This is a genomic window from Psychrobacillus sp. NPDC096426 (assembly GCF_044762745.1).
GTDB lineage: Bacteria > Bacillota > Bacilli > Bacillales_A > Planococcaceae > Psychrobacillus.
Genome location: NZ_JBIWEX010000003.1, coordinates 129,630 through 149,936 on the forward strand (window position 1 = coordinate 129,630; position 20,307 = coordinate 149,936).

The following is a 20,307-nucleotide window of genomic DNA, read 5'->3' on the forward strand; positions in this document are numbered from 1 at the left end:
AAATAAAAAAAGCGGAAGCGCCTCTGTTAGAGGAATACAGTCTAAGTTTGCTACATCGTGTCGCAACGACTGTATGACCTGCTTCGTGCAGGCCCAGGAGGTAGCTCCTCAGTCACCACAAACGCTTTTGTTTGTGACGAGCTTTGCGCTGGAGTCTAGACAAGGACTCATTTATAGAAAGCCATCCAAACGTCATAGTTTTTTGTTTCCTAGACATAAGAAAAAGCGGGATAAATCCCGCTTTCCTAAGTAGTATCTTATCGACGTAAACCAAGTTTTGCGATTAGCTCACGGTAACGTTGTACTTCGTTTTCACGTAAGTATTTTAACAAGTTACGGCGACGTCCAACCATTTTGAATAGACCACGACGTGAGTGATGATCTTTCTTGTGTGTACGTAAATGTTCGTTTAAAGAATTGATTTCTTCAGTTAGAACTGCGATTTGAATATCAGCAGATCCTGTATCGCTTTCGTGAGTTCTGAACTCAGCGATTAATTCATTTTTACGTTCTTTTGTAATTGCCATGTTTGTTTCCTCCTAAAATTCATAATATCCCCTGTTCCTGAGCAATCGTTGGAGAATCGAAAAAGCCAAGGAAAGGTTGAGTACAATTTTGTACTTTTACAGAATAACATATTATTTTATACGAAGCAACAAATTATGCTTGTTTGAAATAATCGATTGCCACTAATTTATCCTTTGCAATTTGTGCTTTTAATGCTTCTATTCCATCAAACTTTTGCTCAGAGCGAATTCGATTATACCAATGCACAATTACTTCTTCTCCGTATATAGATTGATCAAAATGGATAATATGTACTTCAATCGATAATTTTTTTTCATCTGGATTATTAAAAGTTGGCTTAAACCCAACATTACAAACCCCATCATACCATTTCTCTTGGACGCGAATTTTCACCGCATATACTCCGGTTGCAGGAGTGTATTGACCTTCAGCGGGTTGTATATTAGCAGTCGGAAAATCGATCGTTCTTCCTCGTTTATCGCCGTGAATAACTACTCCCGATAACATAAACGGCCGACCAAGTAATTCTTTTACCTTTTCCATATTTCCCGCTTTTAACTCTTCTCTTATTCTAGTAGAGCTAATTTTCTCTCCGGATAGTACTTGCTTACCAACAACAGAAACTGTATATTCTCCTTTTGAAAGTTGTTCCATGTCTTCCATCGTTCCTTTCCCAAAAGCTCCAAATGTAAAATCAAAACCTGCTGTAACATGCTTCACGTTTGCTTGTTTGATAAACGATTCGATGAATTGTGAAGGAGTCAATTTCGCAAAATCAGATGTAAAACGTACAACAAAAACAGCATCTACTTGTAGCTCTTTCAATATTTCTATTTTTTGTTCAAGTGGTGTTATATAAAATATTTGTTCTTTCCTACCACCAAGAACTAAGGAAGGATGTGGGTCAAAAGTCATTACAGCCGTTTTCATGTTTTGCTCTTTTCCTTTATTTAAAGCTTCCTGAATAACTGCTTGATGACCAGCATGTACCCCATCAAAGAAACCAATAGCTAAAGCATAGGGTTCATTTTTTTTGTTATTATATAAATGATTCGGATAAGATAAGTGATATACTTCCATATTAATCTCCTTTTTTAAGCTGAAAACATTTTCTCTGGTTTCATCATACCATCTTTTGTTGGATGTTTAATATAAATAGCAATCGGATTGGAATGTAATGTGTATATAATTTTATCATTTATCTCTAATAATGGATGAGATTCTACTACTTGCCCGTTTGTAATACTCTTTTTTGTTTCATCTGTTATTTCGATGGTTGGCCAATGCCCTAACGCATCTTTTAATGGTAAAATAGCGTCATTTAGTAGATTACTTTCTACTGCTTGTTGTACTTCTTGAAGTGTTAAGCATTGTGCTTTCGTAAAATTGCCCGAGGTTGTTCGTACTAAGGATGACATATGTGCAGGATAACCAAGTAGTTCCCCAATTTGTACGGCAAGAGTTCGAATATATGTCCCTTTACTACATCCTATTTCAATCGTGAATTGTATATTATTACCAGAAAAATATTCCTGGTCGTCTAGTAAGCTCAGTTTATAGATGGTTACTTGTCTACTCGGACGTTCTACTTCTTTTCCTTCTCTTGCATATTCATAAAGCTTTTTCCCATTTACTTTAACAGCTGAATACATTGGTGGGGTTTGGGTGATTTCTCCAGTTAGTTGTTTAAGTACTTCTAAAATTTGCGCTCGTGAAAAGTGTTTTTCTTCATTATTTTGTTCGATTACTTCTCCGTCTGCATCTTCTGTTGAAGTGGATGAACCAATAAAAACGGTCGCAATATATGTCTTGCCTTCGTTCATAATATATTCGGATACTTTTGTTGCTTGCCCTAAACAGATAGGTAGAACACCTTCTACGTTCGGATCTAATGTACCTGTATGGCCGATTCGTTTCATTTTTAATAGTTTGCGTAATCTAAATACGCAATCATGGGAAGTCATTCCTTTTTCTTTCCATAAAGGAAGTATACCTTCGTACATATAGTTCACCTCTAAATTCATAAGATACAACAAAGAAGTCTGCTTGTTGTTTTAAGCAGACTTCTTTGTTTATTACTCTTCAGATGATTTGTTAATCTGTCTTAGTAAATCATCTATTCGATTACCATAAGCTGCTGACTCATCAAATTCAAATAACAGTTCAGGCGTTATACGTAATCTAATACGTTGTCCGATTTCCGAACGGATAAATCCTTTTGCTTTTTCTAAAGCTTTTAACGTATCTTCTCGGTTTCCATCAAGGACAGTTATATAAATTGTCGCTTGCTGTAAATCACCTGTTACTGCAACATCCGTTACCGTAACAAATCCGATACGAGGATCTTTTAATTTTCGGCCAATAATATCGCCTAACTCTTTTTTCATTTGTTCAGCAACTCGGTTAGCGCGCATCGACATGATGGCTACACCTCATTTTCTATCATAAATGTTCTTTTCTTATATCAATGCATTCCCATTCCGGAAAAGATTCTAAATGGCCGATGGCATGTGTAAGCTCTCGTTCAGCAGCATCCTTTTGGGAAGCAACACATACGATTCCTATAGTCGTCCGCTGCCATACATCTTGATGATCAATTTCGGAAATAGAAACATTGAACTTTTGTTTGGTGCGAGAGAGCGTTCGTTGAAGAACTGCTCTTTTTTCTTTCAAAGAATGTGCAGTAGGAATTAGAAAATCACACTCTGCATAAACGATCATTATCGTTTAATCTCTTCCATAATATACGCTTCGATAATATCGCCTTCTTTAATATCATTGAAGTTTTTAATCGTAATACCACATTCGTATCCTTTTGCTACTTCTTTCGCGTCATCTTTGAAACGTTTTAATGTATCTAATTCACCTTCGAAAATGACGATGGAATCGCGTATAATTCGAACACCACTGTCTCTCGTAATTTTACCTTCGATTACGTATGAACCAGCAATCGTTCCAACTTTTGACACTTTAAATGTTTCACGAACTTCTGCTTGCCCAATAATTTTCTCTTGGAATTCAGGATCAAGTAATCCTTTCATTGCAAATTCAATTTCTTCGATTACTTTATAAATAACGCGGTGTAAGCGGATATCTACGCCTTCTTCGTCAGCTGCACGTTTTGCATTCGTGTCAGGGCGAACATTAAATCCGATTACAATAGCGTTAGAAGCTGCTGCAAGGCTAATATCCGACTCTGTAATTGCTCCGGCACCAGTATGAATGATTCGAACATTTACACCTTCAACTTCAATTTTCATCAATGAAGCCGCCATTGCCTCTACAGTTCCCTGAACGTCTGCTTTAACGATTAAGTTTAGCTCTTTCATTTCCCCTTGCGACATTTGATCAAATAAATTGTCTAAAGTCACACGAGTTTTTTCAGATCGTTGGTTAACTTGCGCTAGGGAAGCACGAGTTTCCCCAACTTGTCGAGCTGTTTTTTCATCTTCAAATACAACGAAGCGATCCCCTGCTTGTGGTACTTCATTTAATCCAGTAATTTCTACTGGTGTAGATGGGCCGGCTTCTTTTACTCGACGTCCAAGATCATTCACCATTGCACGAACACGCCCGAATGCATGACCTACTACGATTGGATCTCCAACTTTAAGTGTTCCATCTTGTACTAATAGCGTTGCAACTGACCCTCTACCTTTATCAAGTTGAGCTTCAATGACAGAACCTCTTGCAAGACGTTTTGGATTAGCAGTTAGTTCTCCAACTTCTGATACTAACAATACCATTTCCAGTAGACTATCAATTCCTTCACCTTTTAATGCAGAGATTGGAACGAAAATCGTTTCCCCGCCCCACGCTTCTGGAACTAAACCGTGTTCGGTAAGTTCTTGCATAACACGATCCGGGTTTGCAGATGGTTTATCCATTTTGTTAACAGCAACGATAATTGGTACTTCTGCAGCTTTCGCGTGGTTAATCGCTTCAACAGTTTGTGGCATAACGCCATCATCTGCAGCAACGACAAGAATGGTAATATCCGTTATTTTTGCTCCACGTGCACGCATTGTTGTAAATGCAGCATGTCCAGGTGTATCTAGGAATGTAATTTTTTTACCGTTGTCCACTACTTGGTAAGCACCAATATGTTGTGTAATCCCACCAGCTTCTCCAGCCGTAACTTTCGTATGGCGAATGGAGTCTAATAACGTTGTTTTCCCGTGGTCAACATGTCCCATAATTGTAACAACTGGTGGACGTTCTGATAAGTTAGCTGCGTCTTCTTCGGAAGTTTCGAAATGTACTTCTAAATCTGTAATATCGATTTTAATTTCTTCTTCTACTTCTACCCCGTAGTCTGCACAAATTAACTCAATTGCATCCTTATCCAATTCTTGGTTTATCGTTGCCATTACGCCAAGTAAAAACAGTTTTTTAATAATTTCTGCTGGTTCACGACCAAGTTTTTTCGCTAACTCCATTACTGTTAGTGACTCAGTAAATGTAATTTTTTCAGGAAGTTCTCTTTCTTTTCTCGGTACTGGCGGTTGAACAGGAGTTGTTGGACCTTTTCTTCTTTTTTGGAATTTTTGTCCGGGTCTATTTTGCCCGCCTGGTCGGTTATTTCCGCCTGGGCGATTATTGTTATTAAAAGGCTTTTTATCTTTTGATTGATTATTTGAGCCTTGGTTCGTGCTAGTTTGAGTCGGTTTTGCTTGCGATTGATTTACTGGTCTCGATTGTGATTGATTTGCTGGTCTTGATTGTGATTGCCCAGCTGGTCTTGATTGTGATTGGTTTTGAGCTGGTTTGCTAGGTTTAGCGGTAGACTTTTTATAAATACCATCTAATTTTTGAACAGCATCTCCTTCAAGCATCGACATATGATTCGTCACTTGAATATTAAGCTTTCCTAGTTGCTCTATAACTTCTTTACTCGATTTATCTATTTGTTTCGCGTATTCATGAACTCTGATTTTAGTCATTAGCTCACCCCCGGTTATATTCGTTGAGAAGGCCGGACAGTTTTTTAGCGAAACCGTCATCCATAATGGCTATTGCCACTCTGGCCTCTTTTCCCGTCGCATGTCCGAGATCGTGCCGGTCTCCAAAGACATGCAGCTCAACGTTAAAAGATGCACATTTATCATTCAGTTTTTTTGCTGTATTGTCAGAAGCATCTGATGCTAAAATGACAAGTTTTGCTTTTTTACTTCTTATTTCTTTGACGACTAACTCTTCACCAGATATCGTTTTTCTTGCACGTGTTGCAAGTCCAAGCAATTGGGTAATTTGCTGCTCTATGGTCATTTTAGTTTTTCTCTTTCGATGATAACGATCAATTCATCATATATTTCATTTGGAATTGAAGCTTCTAAATGATTAGCTAACGAATTTTTCTTTTTCGCTTGGTTTACCGCTTCGATCGTTTTAGATACGTATGCGCCACGACCTGATTTTTTTCCAGTTAAATCGACCGTAACTTCGCCTTCTTTTGAACGAACGATCCGAATCATTTCCTTTTTCGGGAACATTTCACCAGTAGCAACACATTTACGTAATGGTATTTTCTTTTGAATAGCCATACAAGCTCACCATCCTTGCTTATTCTTACTCTTCGTCTTTATAAAAATCGAAATCATCCATTTCATCATCGAAACTCTCTAAAATGACTTTAGGAGAGTTTTCGTTTGGATAAATTCCTAATTCTCTTGCATCTGTTTCACTCTTAATATCAATTTTCCAACCAGTTAATTTAGCCGCAAGTCTAGCATTTTGGCCTCTTTTTCCAATTGCAAGAGATAGTTGGTAATCTGGAACTACTACTGTAGTAGATTTCTCTTCTTCGTTTACTTGTACATCCAATACTTTGGAAGGACTAAGTGCATTTGCAACGAAAACGACTGGATCTTCTGACCATTCTACAATGTCGATTTTTTCTCCGCTTAACTCGTTTACAATTGTTTGTACGCGAGCTCCTTTTGCTCCAACACATGAGCCGACTGGATCGATTTCTTCGTTATGCGCATACACGGATATTTTCGAGCGGTCTCCTGCTTCACGGGCAATCGATTTTATCTCGACGATGCCTTCGAAGATTTCTGGAACTTCCATTTCAAACAAGCGGCGAAGGAAGCCCGGGTGTGTTCTAGAAACAAACACTTGAGGTCCTCTAGAAGTTCGTTCCACTTTCGTAATATACACTTTAATACGATCATGGGGGCGATACGTTTCTGTTTGGATTTGTTCATTCGCTGGAAGAACTGCTTCTACTTTACCTAATCCTACGTAAATATTACGTGCATCTAGACGCTCCACGATTCCATTTACAATATCGTCTTCGCGATCTACATACTCTTCGTAAATAAGCCCACGTTCTGCTTCACGTACGCGTTGTGTCACCACTTGTTTCGCTGTTTGTGCGGCAATACGACCGAAATTACGTGGAGTTACTTCCTCTTCCACGATATCCCCTATGGCATAATGGGGATTAATCGCTTGAGCGTCTTCTAACGAAATTTGTAGGCGGTCGTCTGTTACTTCTTCCACTACATCTTTACGAGAATAAACAAGCATAGTTCCCACTGCTAAATTAATATCTACTCGTACATTTTGCGCTTGGTTAAAATTACGTTTATATGCAGTTACTAACGCTGCTTCAATTGCTTCAATTAGCACATCTCTTGCAATGCCTTTTTGTTTTTCGAGCGCCGTTAACGCATCTAATAAATCACTACTCATCGCTATCACTCCTCAATATACATTATGCAGAGAAATCGATTGCTAAACGAGCAAGCGCAATTTTCTCTTTATCAATTTGAATTTTAACTCTTCTTGTTTTCACACGAACTTCTATCAATGCGCCTTCTTCTACTGAAAAGGAAAGCAATGTCCCTTCAAATTCTTTTGCGCCATTAATCGGTTCATACGTTTTAATGAAAACATATTTTCCAACCGCTGCAGTAAAATCCGCATCTTTTTTCAATGGACGCTCTGCTCCTGGTGAAGAAACTTCTAAAAAATAATTTTCTTTAATGGGGTCAACTACGTCTAATTTTTCGCTTAGTTTTTCACTAACTTGAGCACATTGTTCTATATCTATACCACCAGTCGGTGTATCAATATAGATTCGTAAAAACCAATCGCGACCCTCTTTTACATATTCAATGTCAATAAGCTCTAAGTTCAACTCTTGTAAAATAGGCGTTACAAGGTTCTCAATTTCGCTTGTAATATTACTCATATAAGCCTCCTACACAACAATGATTTTCTATATAACAACAGAAAAGAGCGGGAAATCCCACTCTTTCGTCACAGAACTATGAAACATTGGTAGTTTTATATTACCATACTTATGTTCTTCATGCAAATTACTAAGAAAACTCCCCGTAAAGAGGATCGTTAGTTAATAATACGGAAATAGTGGGCACTAATAAGTTTCATCTAAAATTTCCGCTACAGGGAGGACGTTTTCCGCGGGGAGGGGAGCGATAAGCCATCACCGACGCTACGCGTGCGATGTGATGGCTTATCTGTCTCACCAGAGGAACGAAGGCTAAGTGCGCCACATCGTGTGGCTACGCCTTCATGACCAACATCCTGTTGGCCTCCGCTGGAGTTGCCTTCCTTCCGCTCCAATCAATAGAGTTCACTTGCTTAATCAGTGACACTGCTGTATGGCAATGTTATCCATTTATTTATTTGGAAAATGTGTAACAGAGCATTGCTAAATCCTTTTACCGGATTTTATTAAGAAGTTTATTAGAACAACACTATTTATACTCAATGCTGTTCCTAGCCATGCATATTTCACTATCTTAAAACAACGATAACTGGTTTGCTTCTGGAAGGCCTTCTAAACAACCCATTGCATCCATATATTCAATAATCGTTTTTGAAACTCGTCCTCTTTGCTGTAGGTCTTCTTTCGACAAAAATTCACCATCTAGTCTTGCTTTTGTAATTTGTATTGCAACGTTTGTTCCAAGACCTGGAATCGCATTAAAAGGCGGGATAAGTGTATTTCCTTCAATGGTAAACTCAGCTGCTTTCGATTTGTACAAATCTACTTTCTGCATTTTAATCCCCCGCTCGGACATTTCCAGGGCAATTTCAAGCACTGTTAGTAAACTTTTTTCTTTAGGAGCGGCATCGAGTCCTTTTGCGTTGATTTCATCTAATTTTGCCCGCATTGTTTGCGATCCATTCACCATAGAGATTAAATCAAAATCGGAAGCTCGAACGGTAAAATACGCCGCATAATATAGTATCGGAAAATGTACTTTGAAATATGCAATACGAACTGCCATTAATACGTAAGCAGCGGCATGGGCTTTCGGGAACATGTACTTAATCTTTTTACATGATTCAATATACCAATTTGCTACACCTTTTGCTTTCATTTCCGATTCAAATTCTGGTGTTAACCCTTTCCCTTTTCGAACCGATTCCATTATTTTAAATGCTAAAGAAGGTTCCAGACCTTGATAGATTAAATAAACCATAATGTCATCTCGACAACCAATTACATCTGATAATTGACATGTCCCATCTTGGATGAGCTCTTGTGCATTTCCAAGCCATACGTCAGTTCCATGGGAAAGACCCGATATTTGGACAAGTTCTGAAAACGTCGACGGCTTCGTCTCTTCTAACATTTGACGAACAAAGCGCGTACCAAATTCAGGTATTCCGAGTGTTCCTGTTTTACAATCAATTTGCTCTTCTGTAACGCCTAATGATTCGGTACCACTAAATATTTTCATAACTTCCGGATCATCTGTCGGAATTGTTTTCGGATCAATTCCAGATAAATCTTGGAGCATCCGAATAACCGTTGGATCATCGTGTCCAAGGATATCGAGTTTCAATAAATTATCATGGATAGAGTGGAAGTCAAAATGGGTTGTTTTCCATTCCGAATCTTGCGCATCTGCAGGGAATTGAATTGGCGAGAAATCAAAGATATCCATATAATCCGGAACTACAATAATTCCCCCGGGATGCTGGCCAGTCGTCCGTTTAACTCCTGTACATCCTTGCACTAACCGGTCAATTTCTGCGCCTCGCATCGTTAAATTATTATCATTCATATACCCTCGGACATATCCATAAGCCGTTTTTTCGGCAACCGTCCCAATTGTACCTGCTCGGTAAACATACTCTTCTCCGAAAAGCTCTTTCGTATAGTTATGCGCTACCGGTTGATATTCCCCACTGAAGTTTAAGTCGATATCCGGAACTTTATCTCCTTTAAATCCTAGGAAAGTTTCGAACGGGATATCTTGTCCATCTTTTACATAAGGAGTATCACATTTTACGCAAGACTTATTTGGCAAGTCAAACCCAGATCCGACGGAACCATCTTGGAAAAACTCCGAATGTTGGCAGCTTGGGCAAACGTAATGTGGTGGTAATGGATTTACTTCTGTAATTTCTGTCAGCGTTGCAACTAAGGAAGATCCAACCGATCCACGCGAACCAACTAAGTATCCATCATCTAGCGATTTTTTCACTAGTTTATGTGAAATTAAATAAATAACCGCAAATCCGTGCCCAATAATAGATGTTAACTCTTTTTCTATACGAGCTTCTACAATTTCAGGTAGTTCTTCTCCATAAATCTCTCTTGCTTTCGAATAAGTTAACGATCTAACTTCTTCGTCTGCTCCTTCGATTTTCGGTGTATATAAATCGTCTTTAATCGGTTTAATCTCTTCGATAGAATCCGCAATTTTATTTGGATTCGTTATGACAATTTCTTTCGCTAATTCTTCCCCAAGGAATGCAAATGCATCGAGCATCTCGTTTGTTGTACGGAAATGCACTTTAGGTAACTTATGACGATTGAGCGGATTTGCCCCACCTTGAGAGTTCACTAATATCTTTCTGAAAATCGCATCATTTTCATGCAAATAATGGACATTCCCTGTTGCTACTACAGGAAGGTTCAACTTTTTCCCTAGTTTAATCATCTTGCGAATAATATCTTCTAAATTCCATTCATCTCGCACTAGTTCAAGCTCTAGTAAGTGACTATATACTTCTTTTGGATGTATTTCTAAATAGTCATAGAACTTCGCAATTTCTTCCACTTGCTCAAGTGGTTTTTGCATAAGCCCTTCAAAAACTTCTCCTTTATCACAACCGGAACCAATGATTAAGCCTGCTCGATGTTTTTGTAATACGGATCGTTTAATTCTAGGAACACGGTAAAAAGTAGTCGTATGCGAAAGAGACACTAATTTAAATAAATTTTTAAGCCCTTCATCATTCACTGCTAAAATGGTGCAGTGAGAAGGTCTTGCTCTTTTATAAGAATCTCCTTGTCCAATATGTTTGTTAAAGTCATCATGGTATTCGATATTTTTTTCTTCCGCTTCTTTCAATAAATGAAGCAGTAAATATCCCGTCGCTTCACAGTCAAATATCGCACGGTGGGCTTGCGTCAACTCGATATTAAATTTTTTCGCCAAAGAACCAAGACGATGTGTCTTCATTTCAGGATGTAAAAATCTTGCAAGCTCTAATGTATCGATTACGGGATGTGTGAAGTGGTCAATGCCACATCTGCGATACCCTTCATATAAAAAGCCCATATCAAATGAAGCGTTATGCGCAACAATTATGCCATCGCCGATGAATTCATAAAAGTCTTTAATGACATCTTCAATTTCCGGTGCATTTTGTACCATCTCATCAGTAATTCCTGTTAACTCAATAGTAGTTGCAGATAAGGCATGATGCGGATTTGCAAATCGTTCAAATTTATCAATAATATTACCATTTTTCATTTTGACTGCGGCTAATTCAATGATTTTATCGTATGTTGCAGATAAACCAGTCGTCTCAACGTCAAAAACTATATAAGTAGCATCTTCAAGTCGTGTATGTTGTTCATCGTAAGCAATCGGAACTCCATCATGCACTAGATTTGCTTCTAATCCATATAAAATTTTAATCCCATTCTTTTTGCCAGCCGCATACGCTTCCGGAAACGATTGTACGTTTGCATGATCGGTTATAGCAATTGCTTTATGTCCCCATTTTGCTGCTTGAGATACAATGGAAGATACCGAAGATACTGCATCCATTTGACTCATTGGCGAGTGCATATGCAATTCTACTCGCTTTTCTTGCGCTGTATCTATACGGATAACAGGGTTTATCTCTGACATATCTTGCGCCATAATAATGAGATCTCGAACGAAAGTATCGTTTTGTACGGATCCTCTTACTTTTATCCACATACCTTTTTGAAGACGAGCCATCATTTGTGCATCCTCTTTGTCGCGAGAGAACATTTTGACAAGAATCGAATCTGTATAATCCGTTACTTTTGCTGTAAGGAGCGAACGTCCACTTCGCAGTTCTCTTACTTCAACGTCAAATACAAACCCTTCAATCGTTACCCTTCTTTCTTCGTCTTGAATCGTTCTAATTTCTAAAATCGGTTCTTCTTTCTTCAACGGTATCCCTAGCTGGAAAGGTCCATTCTCTACATCGTCTCCAGAATCTTGGCGTTGTTGTTCCCTATTTTGTAAGTCTAATAAAGCCTTCTGCCCAAGTGCTTCTTCTTCTAATCTTTTTTGTTCTAAGAATGCCATTTGTGCTTCTGCCATCGCTTCTGTATTTTCCACTAATCGAAAATCGATTGCTACTTTTGGAAAACCAAAACCTTCAAATACGTTCGATAGTAATTCTATATATTTCTTTTTTAATGTGAGAAGCTCTAACTCGTTTCCACATGTTAGTTGAATCATTTGTCCGTTCCACTCTGGTTGTTGCTTTTGCAAACAATCTTTTAGCGGTGGAGACATATCGCTCATTTCTTTTAGTACAGTTGTCCAATATTGTTTGACTAACCCATCTGATACGCTTGCATTTTCACATTTGATCGTTAAAGAAACGCTTGCGATGCCCGCAAATTTTTCTTGTAAACGAGTATGTAAAATAGTGTATACATCAATTGGCAAAATAGCCGATAATTGGATTTGAAATTGCCACTGTCGGATTTTTTTATGGACTGTGAATCTAGTGATTGATGCATGTTCAAAGTACTTAACGAAAGAATCCTCTGTTAATTCAAGTTGTTGCAGCAATAAGTGCATTCTCATTTTACCATCTTGCATACTAGCGATACCTCCTTAAATCAATTATGCCTCGGCATAATTGTGTCCACATTTTGAATTGCGCTTAGGCCTGCGTGATGCAGGTCAGTTAGCCGTTGTCGCATGGATGCGACGATTTTAGGCTAACATCTTTCTAATACTCCCTTCAAAATCTGTAACATCCGCCAGAGGCTTAACTTGACTCAGCAGTTATTATTTGCTGAGTCAAGTTAACCTTTAACTGAAAAAAGAAAGGAAAGTTCATTGGTGCGAACTTTCCCTTCTTCCAGTTTTTCTTAAAAGAAAAACCGTTGTATATCGTTCCAAGTGACGACGACCATTAAAACCATTAGAAGCATAATTCCAACAAAGTGAACCATTCCTTCTTTTTGCTTATCTACTGGCTTTCCTCGAATTGCTTCGAATAAGAAAAATAATAATCTCCCACCATCTAATGCAGGTAATGGCAACAAGTTCATAATTCCTAAGTTAATACTTAGCAATGCTGCCCAATACATTAAATTAAACACGCCGTATTGCGCAACTTCTTCTGTCGCTTTATAAATTCCAACCGGACCTGATAAATCATCTATGGAGAAATTACCCGCAATTAAAGTACCTAACAATGTAAAGATTCGTACAGTCGTGTCATATGTTTGCACAGCACCATATGCTACGGCCTTCACTGGATTTTTTTCTAATGGGCTAATATACTGAACACCAATTTGTCCAACTTTTTCTTTGCCTACCACAACTTCATTGGGCTTAACAGCTAATTCTAATGTTTCGCCATTTCGATCAATTGTGAAGTTCATATTCTCATTTGGACTTACTTTTACTTCTTCCGAAAACTTATCCCACGTAGAAATTGGAGTTCCATTAATTGCCGTTACTAAATCTCCATCTTTCATCCCAGCTTGTGCTGCAGGACTATCTGCAACTACGGTTGTAATAACAGGTTCGTATGTTGGTACCCCTTGAAATAAACCAAGCAATAAAAAAATGAAAAACGCTAATATAAAGTTAAAAAGTGGACCTGCAAAAATAGCCATTGATCTTTGTCCTACTGTTTTGGAACCGAATTGACGATCATATGGGGCAATGAACGTTTCTTTACCATTCTCATTGATCGAGGCATTTCTAGCTACTTTATATCTAACTAATCGTTCCTCTTCGTCATATCCTTCGATGAACATTTCCTTCATCAAATCCGATTTCTCTACCTCTAAAAAAAGTAGATCCGGGAATTGCTTATTTTGATTGAGGACGATTTGTTCGATCTCATTCGACTCGTTCACTCGAATACCTAGGCGGTACCCAGGTTGAAGTTCGATAGAGTCCATATCTTCTCCTGCCATCCGCACATACCCACCTATAGGTAATAGACGAATCGTATAAAGTGTTTCACCTTTCGTCATAGCAAAAATTTTTGGACCCATCCCAATCGCAAACTCTCGCACCATTATTCCCGCTTTTTTTGCAAAAATAAAATGCCCTAGCTCATGGAAAAATACAATACTTCCAAAAATTATTATAAACGCAATGGCTGTTTCCATTATATCCCACCTTCATTATTCCAGCTTGTCTTGCATTATTTTATCATGTTTTGTACGGTTTTTCTTGTTTCAGCGTCTACATGTAAGATTGTTTCTAAATCTGGACTTGAAATGTTCACATGTGCATCCATTGCTCGCTCGATTAGTTCATCAATTGTTAAAAAGCCAATTTTCTCTTGTAAAAACAAAGCCACCGCTGCTTCATTTGCTGCATTTAAAACAGTCGTCATCGTGCCACCTGCTCGTCCTGCATCAACTGCGAGCTTTAACGCATGATAACGCTTATAATCCATTTCTTCAAAATGTAATTGGCCAATTTCCGCCAAACTTAGTCGCTTCGCTTGTGGACGTGGAAGTCTATTTGGATAAGACAAGGCATATTGAATCGGAACTCTCATATCTGGAGTTCCAAGTTGAGCGATAACACTCGTATCTTCAAATTCAACCATAGAATGAATAATACTTTCTCTATGTAACAACACTTCTATATCATCGTACGATATATCAAAAAGAACACGTGCTTCAATTACTTCTAATCCTTTATTCATCATTGTTGCCGAATCAATCGTAATCTTAGACCCCATAGACCAGTTAGGATGATTTAAAGCATCTTTTACTGTCACATTTTGTAGCTCTTCTCTCGTACGATCTCGGAAACTACCGCCAGAAGCAGTTATGATTAACTTTGCGATCTCTGATTTCTTTTCTCCATTCATCGCTTGAAAAAGAGCAGAATGTTCACTATCTACAGGTAAAATTGGCACATTATTTTCTTTTGCAGCTTGCATTACAAGATAACCAGCTGTAACAAGTGTTTCTTTATTGGCGATGGCAATCGTTATTCCTTTTTTTATCGCCTCGAGCGTCGGATTCAACCCAACACTTCCGAGTACTGCATTAACTAATACATCTGCATTTGTATGAGCAGCAACTTGTACTAATCCTTTATCCCCGTATACGAATTCAACATGTGGAAATTCTTGTTGTAATTGTCGTGCATCCACTTCCGATTTAACGGAAACTAATGGCACAGAAAACTCACGCAAAATTTTTCTCGTTTCTGCTATGTTTTTTCCGACCGAAAATGCAACCAACTGAAAATACGCTGGATGCTCTCTAATAATATCTAATGTTTGAATCCCTATAGAACCAGTAGCTCCTAATAAACTTATTCTCTTCTGCATGAAATTATGTCTCCTTAGATGAAATGTAAAAAATGTAATAACGGCAAGACGAAAAGAAGGCTGTCAAAGCGATCTAATATACCGCCATGGCCAGGTAAAATCTTACCTGAATCTTTTACATTATAATGCCTTTTAATCGCAGACTCTACCAAATCACCTAGCTGTCCAAAAATAGATGCAGCGATCGTAATTCCTATTAATATGAAGTAAGAGGTCGTAAGTGGGCTTATTAAGTGAATAATAAATGCTGCTACTAATGCCCATATTATACCTCCGAGAAAACCTTCTACCGTTTTATTTGGTGAGATTTCTGGCCATAATTTGCGCTTTCCAACTTTCCTACCTGTAAAATAAGCACCTGAATCTGTTGCCCAAACAACTATTAGTGCAAATATTAAATAGGTTAATCCTGCATCTCTGGTCTCGATGAAATAGTAAAATCCGATTCCTACGTACAAAGTACCTAACAACATAAATGCTGCATCGTCGAATGTAAAACGATTCTTCACTAGTACCGTATAAATAAGCAGCAGAAAAACAACTACATAAACCAATTCCAATTTTGAATGACCTGTTAGTGCCAATACATAATCCGCAATGGATGATGGCATTAACAGTATAAATAATAAAAGCAAAGAGATAACTCCTGCAAATGAAAATAATGGTAAATCTTTCATCCGCAACAACTCATACACTCCTATTGCAGCCATTATGTATATAAGTACAGTAAAAATAGGTCCACCTAGCAAAACAATAGGAAGAAAAAGTGCTGCCGCAATAACAGCCGTAATGATACGTACCTTCAATTCCCTTCTCCCTCCTTCAATCCACCATATCTCCTATTTCGTTTTTGATAATTTTCAATCGCATCCATTAAACACGATTCATCAAAATCTGGCCATAAAGTGTCTGTAAACCAAAATTCTGTATAAGCAAGCTGCCAAAGCATAAAATTACTTAAACGTACTTCTCCACTCGTACGAATAAGTAAATCTGGATCACTTAAATACTTCGTCATTAAGTGATTGCTTAATAGTTCCTCTGAAATCTCTTCAACCGCAACATTTCCTTCTTGTACATCGCGAACAATTTGGCTGACCGCTTGAACAATTTCATCTCTGCTCCCATAATTTAAAGCAAAGTTTAAAATTAGCCCATCATTCGTTGCAGTTTGATCCATTGCTTTTTTAACAGCTCTTTTTGTATGTTCGGGCAATAATTCGATATTTCCCATCATTTGTACTTGTACATTTTGCTCAATTAGTTCCGGTAAATACGTGCCTAAAAATTCCTCAGGCAAGCGCATTAAAAATTCCACTTCGAGTTTAGGTCTTTTCCAATTTTCCGTTGAGAATGCGTATAAAGTTAACACTTTTATACCAACTTCATTCGCAAACTTAGTTATTTTCTTTACAGTCTTCATGCCCTCGTGATGACCAGCTATGCGGGGTAGCGCTCGCTTATTAGCCCATCTACCATTTCCGTCCATAATAATCGCAATATGGCCCGGCAATTGTTCTTGTTGGGCATTTTCTTTTCGTTTCTTTAAAGGAATACTTATCGATTTTTCATTTTTACGGATAAGTTTTTTTAACATACTGAAACCCCCACCTTACTAACTAGGAACATATATGACCTATCATATCAAATATATCGCAATATAAAAAGGCGTCCCACTAAAAGGACGCCTTTTCCAAACAAAAAGTTCAAATAGTCATCTGGAATCATTACTAGATTAAGTTACACTTCCAAGATTTCTTTTTCTTTATCTTTCGTAATTGCATCGATTTTATCAATATTTGAATCCGTTAGTTTTTGAATTTCATCTGTGTAGTTTCTTAAGTCATCTTCCGTGATGTCACCAGATTTTTCCAACTTCTTAAGTTCCTCGTTCCCATCGCGGCGAACATTACGAATATTAACTTTTGCATCTTCTGCTTCTTTTTTCACTGTTTTCACTAATTCTTTACGACGTTCTTCCGTAAGAGCAGGAATCGCTAGACGAATTACCGATCCGTCATTAGTAGGTGTAATACCTATATCCGACTTTAAAATTGCCTTTTCAATCTCTCCAAGTACTGATTTGTCATAAGGTTGGATGGTGATTAATCGAGCTTCTGGAGTCGAAATACCTGCCATTTGATTAATCGGTGTTGGTGCACCATAGTAATCAATCGAAATTTTGTCGAGCAAAGATGCATTTGCACGACCAGCTCGGATTGACGCAAGTTCTCTTGTGTAAACTTGAATCGTTTTTGCCATTTTATCTTTCGTTTGCTCAATTACTTGTTTCGGCATTATGAATTCCTCCTAACGACTGTACCAATCGTTTCCCCAAGTACAGCCTTTTTAATATTTCCACTTTCCATAACTGAGAATACAATAAGTGCAATATCATTGTCCATACATAATGTAGATGCAGTAGAATCCATCACTTGTAAGCCCTGTTGGATTACTTCGATAAATGATAACTCATCGTATTTAATAGCTGTAGTATCCGTCTTAGGATCTGCAGAATATACACCGTCTACATTATTTTTAGCCATTAAAATAACATCCGCTTCTATTTCCGCTGCTCTCAAAGCGGCAGTCGTATCCGTTGAGAAGTAAGGATTCCCTGTTCCAGCTGCAAAAATAACTACTCGTTTTTTTTCTAAATGACGAATTGCTCGTCTTCGTATGTATGGCTCTGCAACTTGACGCATTTCGATGGAAGTTTGAACACGAGTCTCAATCCCGCATTTTTCAAGTGAATCTTGTAGTGCAAGTGAATTCATAACCGTAGCAAGCATACCCATATAATCTGCAGTTGCACGATCCATACCCATTTCGCTTCCTACTTTTCCTCGCCAAATGTTACCCCCACCTACTACAACGGCAACTTCGACACCTAATTCCACTACTTCTTTGACTTGCTCTGCTACAGACTTGATAATTTCAGGTGATAGTCCGAAACCTTGCTCTCCAGCTAATGCTTCGCCACTCAATTTTAAAACGATTCTTTTGTATTGTGGTGTGCTCATAGGTATCCTCCATCTCTTTTCTTGAAAAATAGGGAACACTAATTGCGTGTTCCCTAGAGTTTTTGTCTATTTAGCGAAACATACATTTCGCTTTTCTAATTAGTTACCTTTTACTTGGCTCATTACTTCTTCTGCGAAGTTATCTTCACGTTTTTCAATACCTTCACCAACAGCATAGCGAGTGAATGAAACTAGTTTACCACCAGTTGATTCAACAAATACGCCTACTTTTTGATCTGGGTTTTTAACGAAAGATTGATCTAATAAGCAAACTTCTTCGAAATATTTGCCAAGGCGACCTTCTACCATTTTCGCTACGATATTTTCAGGTTTGCCTTCGTTTAATGCTTGTTCTGTTAATACTTTACGCTCGTGCTCTACTTCATCAGCAGATACTTCGTCACGAGAAATGTATGCAGGGTTAAGTGCTGCAATGTGCATTGCAACGTCTTTAGCTGCTTGCTCGTCAGTTGAACCTTCAAGAACAGTTAGAACACCAATGCGTCCACCCATGTGTAGGTAAGGACCGAATGCATCTGCATCCGTTTTTGTTTCTACTACAAAACGGCGAAGTGTAATTTTTTCTCCGATTTTAGCAACTGCGTTAGAAATAGCGTTTTCTACTGTCACGCCTTCTTCGATTGTAGATGCTAAAGCTTCTTCTACTGTAGCTGGCTCAGTCGCTAATAAATGAGAAGCAACTTGTTGAACTAATTGTTGGAAAGCTTCGTTTTTTGCAACGAAATCTGTTTCTGCATTCATTTCTAAAAGTACTGCTTTGTTTCCTTCGATTTGGATAAAAGTAGTACCTTCAGCTGCGACACGATCTGCTTTTTTAGCTGCAGAAGAAAGACCTTTTTCACGTAAAAAGTCGATTGCTGCTTCTAAATTACCGTCTGTTTGAACTAAAGCTTTTTTACAATCCATCATACCTGCGCCAGTTTTTTCACGCAATTCTTTTACCATTTGTGCTGTAACTGCCATTTTAAATTCCTCCTAGTACGAATAAATTCATCTTCTCAAAAAAAGGTGATAAGTGGTTTGGCCGCTTATCACCTGTTCATTACATGTGTCTTACTCAGCAGCAACTTCAGCTGGAGTTACTTCTTCGTCTTCACCTTGTCTAGCTTCAAGTAATGCATCCGCCATTTTAGCTGTTAATAATTTAACTGCACGAATTGCGTCGTCATTTGCAGGAATTACATAGTCGATTTCATCTGGATCACAGTTTGTATCAACAATTCCTACTAATGGAATGTTCAATTTGCGTGCTTCCGCAACAGCGATGCGCTCTTTGCGTGGGTCAACAACGAACATTACGTCTGGAATAGCTTTCATATCACGGATACCGCCTAAGAATTTAACAAGACGTTCGTGTTCTTTTTTAAGTTGAACTACTTCTTTTTTAGGAAGTACAGCGAATGTACCGTCTTCTTCCATTTTTTCAATCGCTTTTAGACGAGCTACACGTTTTTGAATAGTACCGAAGTTTGTTAAAGTACCACCTAACCAACGTTGGTTGATGTAGTAGTTACCTGAACGTTCAGCTTCTTCTTTAATAGCTTCTTGCGCTTGTTTTTTAGTTCCAACGAATAGAACTTTTCCACCGTCTTGACCAACTTGACGCATGAAATCGTAAGCTTCTTCTAATTTTTTCACCGTTTTTTGAAGATCGATGATGTAGATACCGTTACGTTCAACAAAAATGTACTTTTTCATTTTTGGGTTCCAACGGCGAGTTTGGTGTCCAAAGTGTACACCAGCTTCAAGTAATTGTTTCATTGAGATTACTGACATGATTATTTCCTCCTGGTTTGGTTTAGTCTTCCGCAGTCATCATTTTTCTTTAGCTACTCTATAAATAGAGCACCTGCTAAATCCATCCGAACTGCGTGTGTATTCATACCGTATTGTAATATACCATACATATTACATACTTTCAACTATT

At 38.1% G+C, this 20,307-nt stretch carries 19 protein-coding genes; all 19 read right to left on the reverse strand.

What is annotated here, in order from left to right; all coding sequences use genetic code 11:
• Positions 1 to 257: 257 nt before the first annotated feature.
• The 19 genes from rpsO to rpsB all read right to left on the reverse strand — a co-directional run bounded on the left by rpsO (position 258) and on the right by rpsB (position 20,156).
• A complete protein-coding gene (rpsO, locus tag ACIQYS_RS04015) occupies positions 258 to 527 on the reverse strand; it encodes a 30S ribosomal protein S15 (protein ID WP_093263058.1) in 270 nt (89 codons plus the stop codon).
• Between the two features lie 133 nt (positions 528 to 660).
• Positions 661 to 1,608, reverse strand: a complete 948-nt coding sequence (ribF, locus tag ACIQYS_RS04020) for a riboflavin biosynthesis protein RibF (RefSeq protein ID WP_402975285.1) — start codon at positions 1,606 to 1,608, stop codon at positions 661 to 663.
• Between the two features lie 14 nt (positions 1,609 to 1,622).
• On the reverse strand, positions 1,623 to 2,531 hold the full coding sequence (truB, locus tag ACIQYS_RS04025; protein ID WP_402975288.1) for a tRNA pseudouridine(55) synthase TruB: 909 nt from the start codon (positions 2,529 to 2,531) through the stop codon (positions 1,623 to 1,625).
• Between the two features lie 72 nt (positions 2,532 to 2,603).
• The gene (rbfA, locus tag ACIQYS_RS04030) at positions 2,604 to 2,948 is read right to left on the reverse strand and encodes a 30S ribosome-binding factor RbfA (RefSeq protein WP_402975291.1); all 345 of its coding nucleotides are present in this window, start codon (positions 2,946 to 2,948) and stop codon (positions 2,604 to 2,606) included.
• Positions 2,949 to 2,970: 22 nt separating this feature from the next.
• The gene (locus ACIQYS_RS04035) at positions 2,971 to 3,249 is read right to left on the reverse strand and encodes a DUF503 domain-containing protein (RefSeq protein WP_402975294.1); all 279 of its coding nucleotides are present in this window, start codon (positions 3,247 to 3,249) and stop codon (positions 2,971 to 2,973) included.
• Positions 3,249 to 5,471: a translation initiation factor IF-2 gene (gene infB / locus ACIQYS_RS04040; RefSeq protein ID WP_402975297.1), complete on the reverse strand. Its 2,223-nt coding sequence runs from the start codon at positions 5,469 to 5,471 to the stop codon at positions 3,249 to 3,251. The genes ACIQYS_RS04035 and infB overlap by 1 nt, the downstream gene beginning before the upstream one ends.
• 4 nt (positions 5,472 to 5,475) lie before the next feature.
• Positions 5,476 to 5,796 (reverse strand): YlxQ family RNA-binding protein, encoded by a 321-nt coding sequence (locus tag ACIQYS_RS04045; protein WP_093263075.1) that lies wholly within the window; start codon positions 5,794 to 5,796, stop codon positions 5,476 to 5,478.
• On the reverse strand, positions 5,793 to 6,071 hold the full coding sequence (gene rnpM, locus ACIQYS_RS04050) for an RNase P modulator RnpM (protein ID WP_093263079.1): 279 nt from the start codon (positions 6,069 to 6,071) through the stop codon (positions 5,793 to 5,795). Before rnpM ends, ACIQYS_RS04045 begins: the two co-directional genes overlap by 4 nt.
• 25 nt (positions 6,072 to 6,096) lie before the next feature.
• Positions 6,097 to 7,227, reverse strand: a complete 1,131-nt coding sequence (gene nusA, locus ACIQYS_RS04055; RefSeq protein ID WP_402975302.1) for a transcription termination factor NusA — start codon at positions 7,225 to 7,227, stop codon at positions 6,097 to 6,099.
• A gap of 22 nt (positions 7,228 to 7,249) precedes the next feature.
• Positions 7,250 to 7,729, reverse strand: a complete 480-nt coding sequence (gene rimP, locus ACIQYS_RS04060) for a ribosome maturation factor RimP (protein WP_402975305.1) — start codon at positions 7,727 to 7,729, stop codon at positions 7,250 to 7,252.
• A gap of 574 nt (positions 7,730 to 8,303) precedes the next feature.
• Entirely contained in the window at positions 8,304 to 12,617 is a 4,314-nt protein-coding gene (locus ACIQYS_RS04065; protein WP_402975308.1) for a PolC-type DNA polymerase III, read from the reverse strand.
• Between the two features lie 275 nt (positions 12,618 to 12,892).
• A complete protein-coding gene (gene rseP, locus ACIQYS_RS04070) occupies positions 12,893 to 14,152 on the reverse strand; it encodes an RIP metalloprotease RseP (protein ID WP_402975313.1) in 1,260 nt (419 codons plus the stop codon).
• Between the two features lie 35 nt (positions 14,153 to 14,187).
• A complete protein-coding gene (gene dxr, locus ACIQYS_RS04075) occupies positions 14,188 to 15,336 on the reverse strand; it encodes a 1-deoxy-D-xylulose-5-phosphate reductoisomerase (RefSeq protein WP_402975318.1) in 1,149 nt (382 codons plus the stop codon).
• Between the two features lie 14 nt (positions 15,337 to 15,350).
• Positions 15,351 to 16,142 carry a phosphatidate cytidylyltransferase gene (locus ACIQYS_RS04080; RefSeq protein WP_402975321.1) on the reverse strand — a complete coding sequence of 264 codons (792 nt, stop codon included), beginning with the start codon at positions 16,140 to 16,142 and terminating at the stop codon, positions 15,351 to 15,353.
• A complete protein-coding gene (locus tag ACIQYS_RS04085; protein WP_402975324.1) occupies positions 16,139 to 16,933 on the reverse strand; it encodes an undecaprenyl pyrophosphate synthase in 795 nt (264 codons plus the stop codon). The genes ACIQYS_RS04080 and ACIQYS_RS04085 overlap by 4 nt, the downstream gene beginning before the upstream one ends.
• Before the next feature lie 143 nt (positions 16,934 to 17,076).
• Positions 17,077 to 17,634 (reverse strand): ribosome recycling factor, encoded by a 558-nt coding sequence (gene frr / locus ACIQYS_RS04090; RefSeq protein WP_402975327.1) that lies wholly within the window; start codon positions 17,632 to 17,634, stop codon positions 17,077 to 17,079.
• Entirely contained in the window at positions 17,634 to 18,359 is a 726-nt protein-coding gene (gene pyrH / locus ACIQYS_RS04095; RefSeq protein ID WP_402975330.1) for a UMP kinase, read from the reverse strand. The genes frr and pyrH overlap by 1 nt, the downstream gene beginning before the upstream one ends.
• A gap of 99 nt (positions 18,360 to 18,458) precedes the next feature.
• Entirely contained in the window at positions 18,459 to 19,343 is an 885-nt protein-coding gene (gene tsf, locus ACIQYS_RS04100; RefSeq protein WP_402975333.1) for a translation elongation factor Ts, read from the reverse strand.
• A 90-nt stretch (positions 19,344 to 19,433) separates the two neighbouring features.
• Positions 19,434 to 20,156, reverse strand: a complete 723-nt coding sequence (gene rpsB, locus ACIQYS_RS04105; RefSeq protein WP_402975336.1) for a 30S ribosomal protein S2 — start codon at positions 20,154 to 20,156, stop codon at positions 19,434 to 19,436.
• Between the last annotated feature and the right edge of the window lie 151 nt (positions 20,157 to 20,307).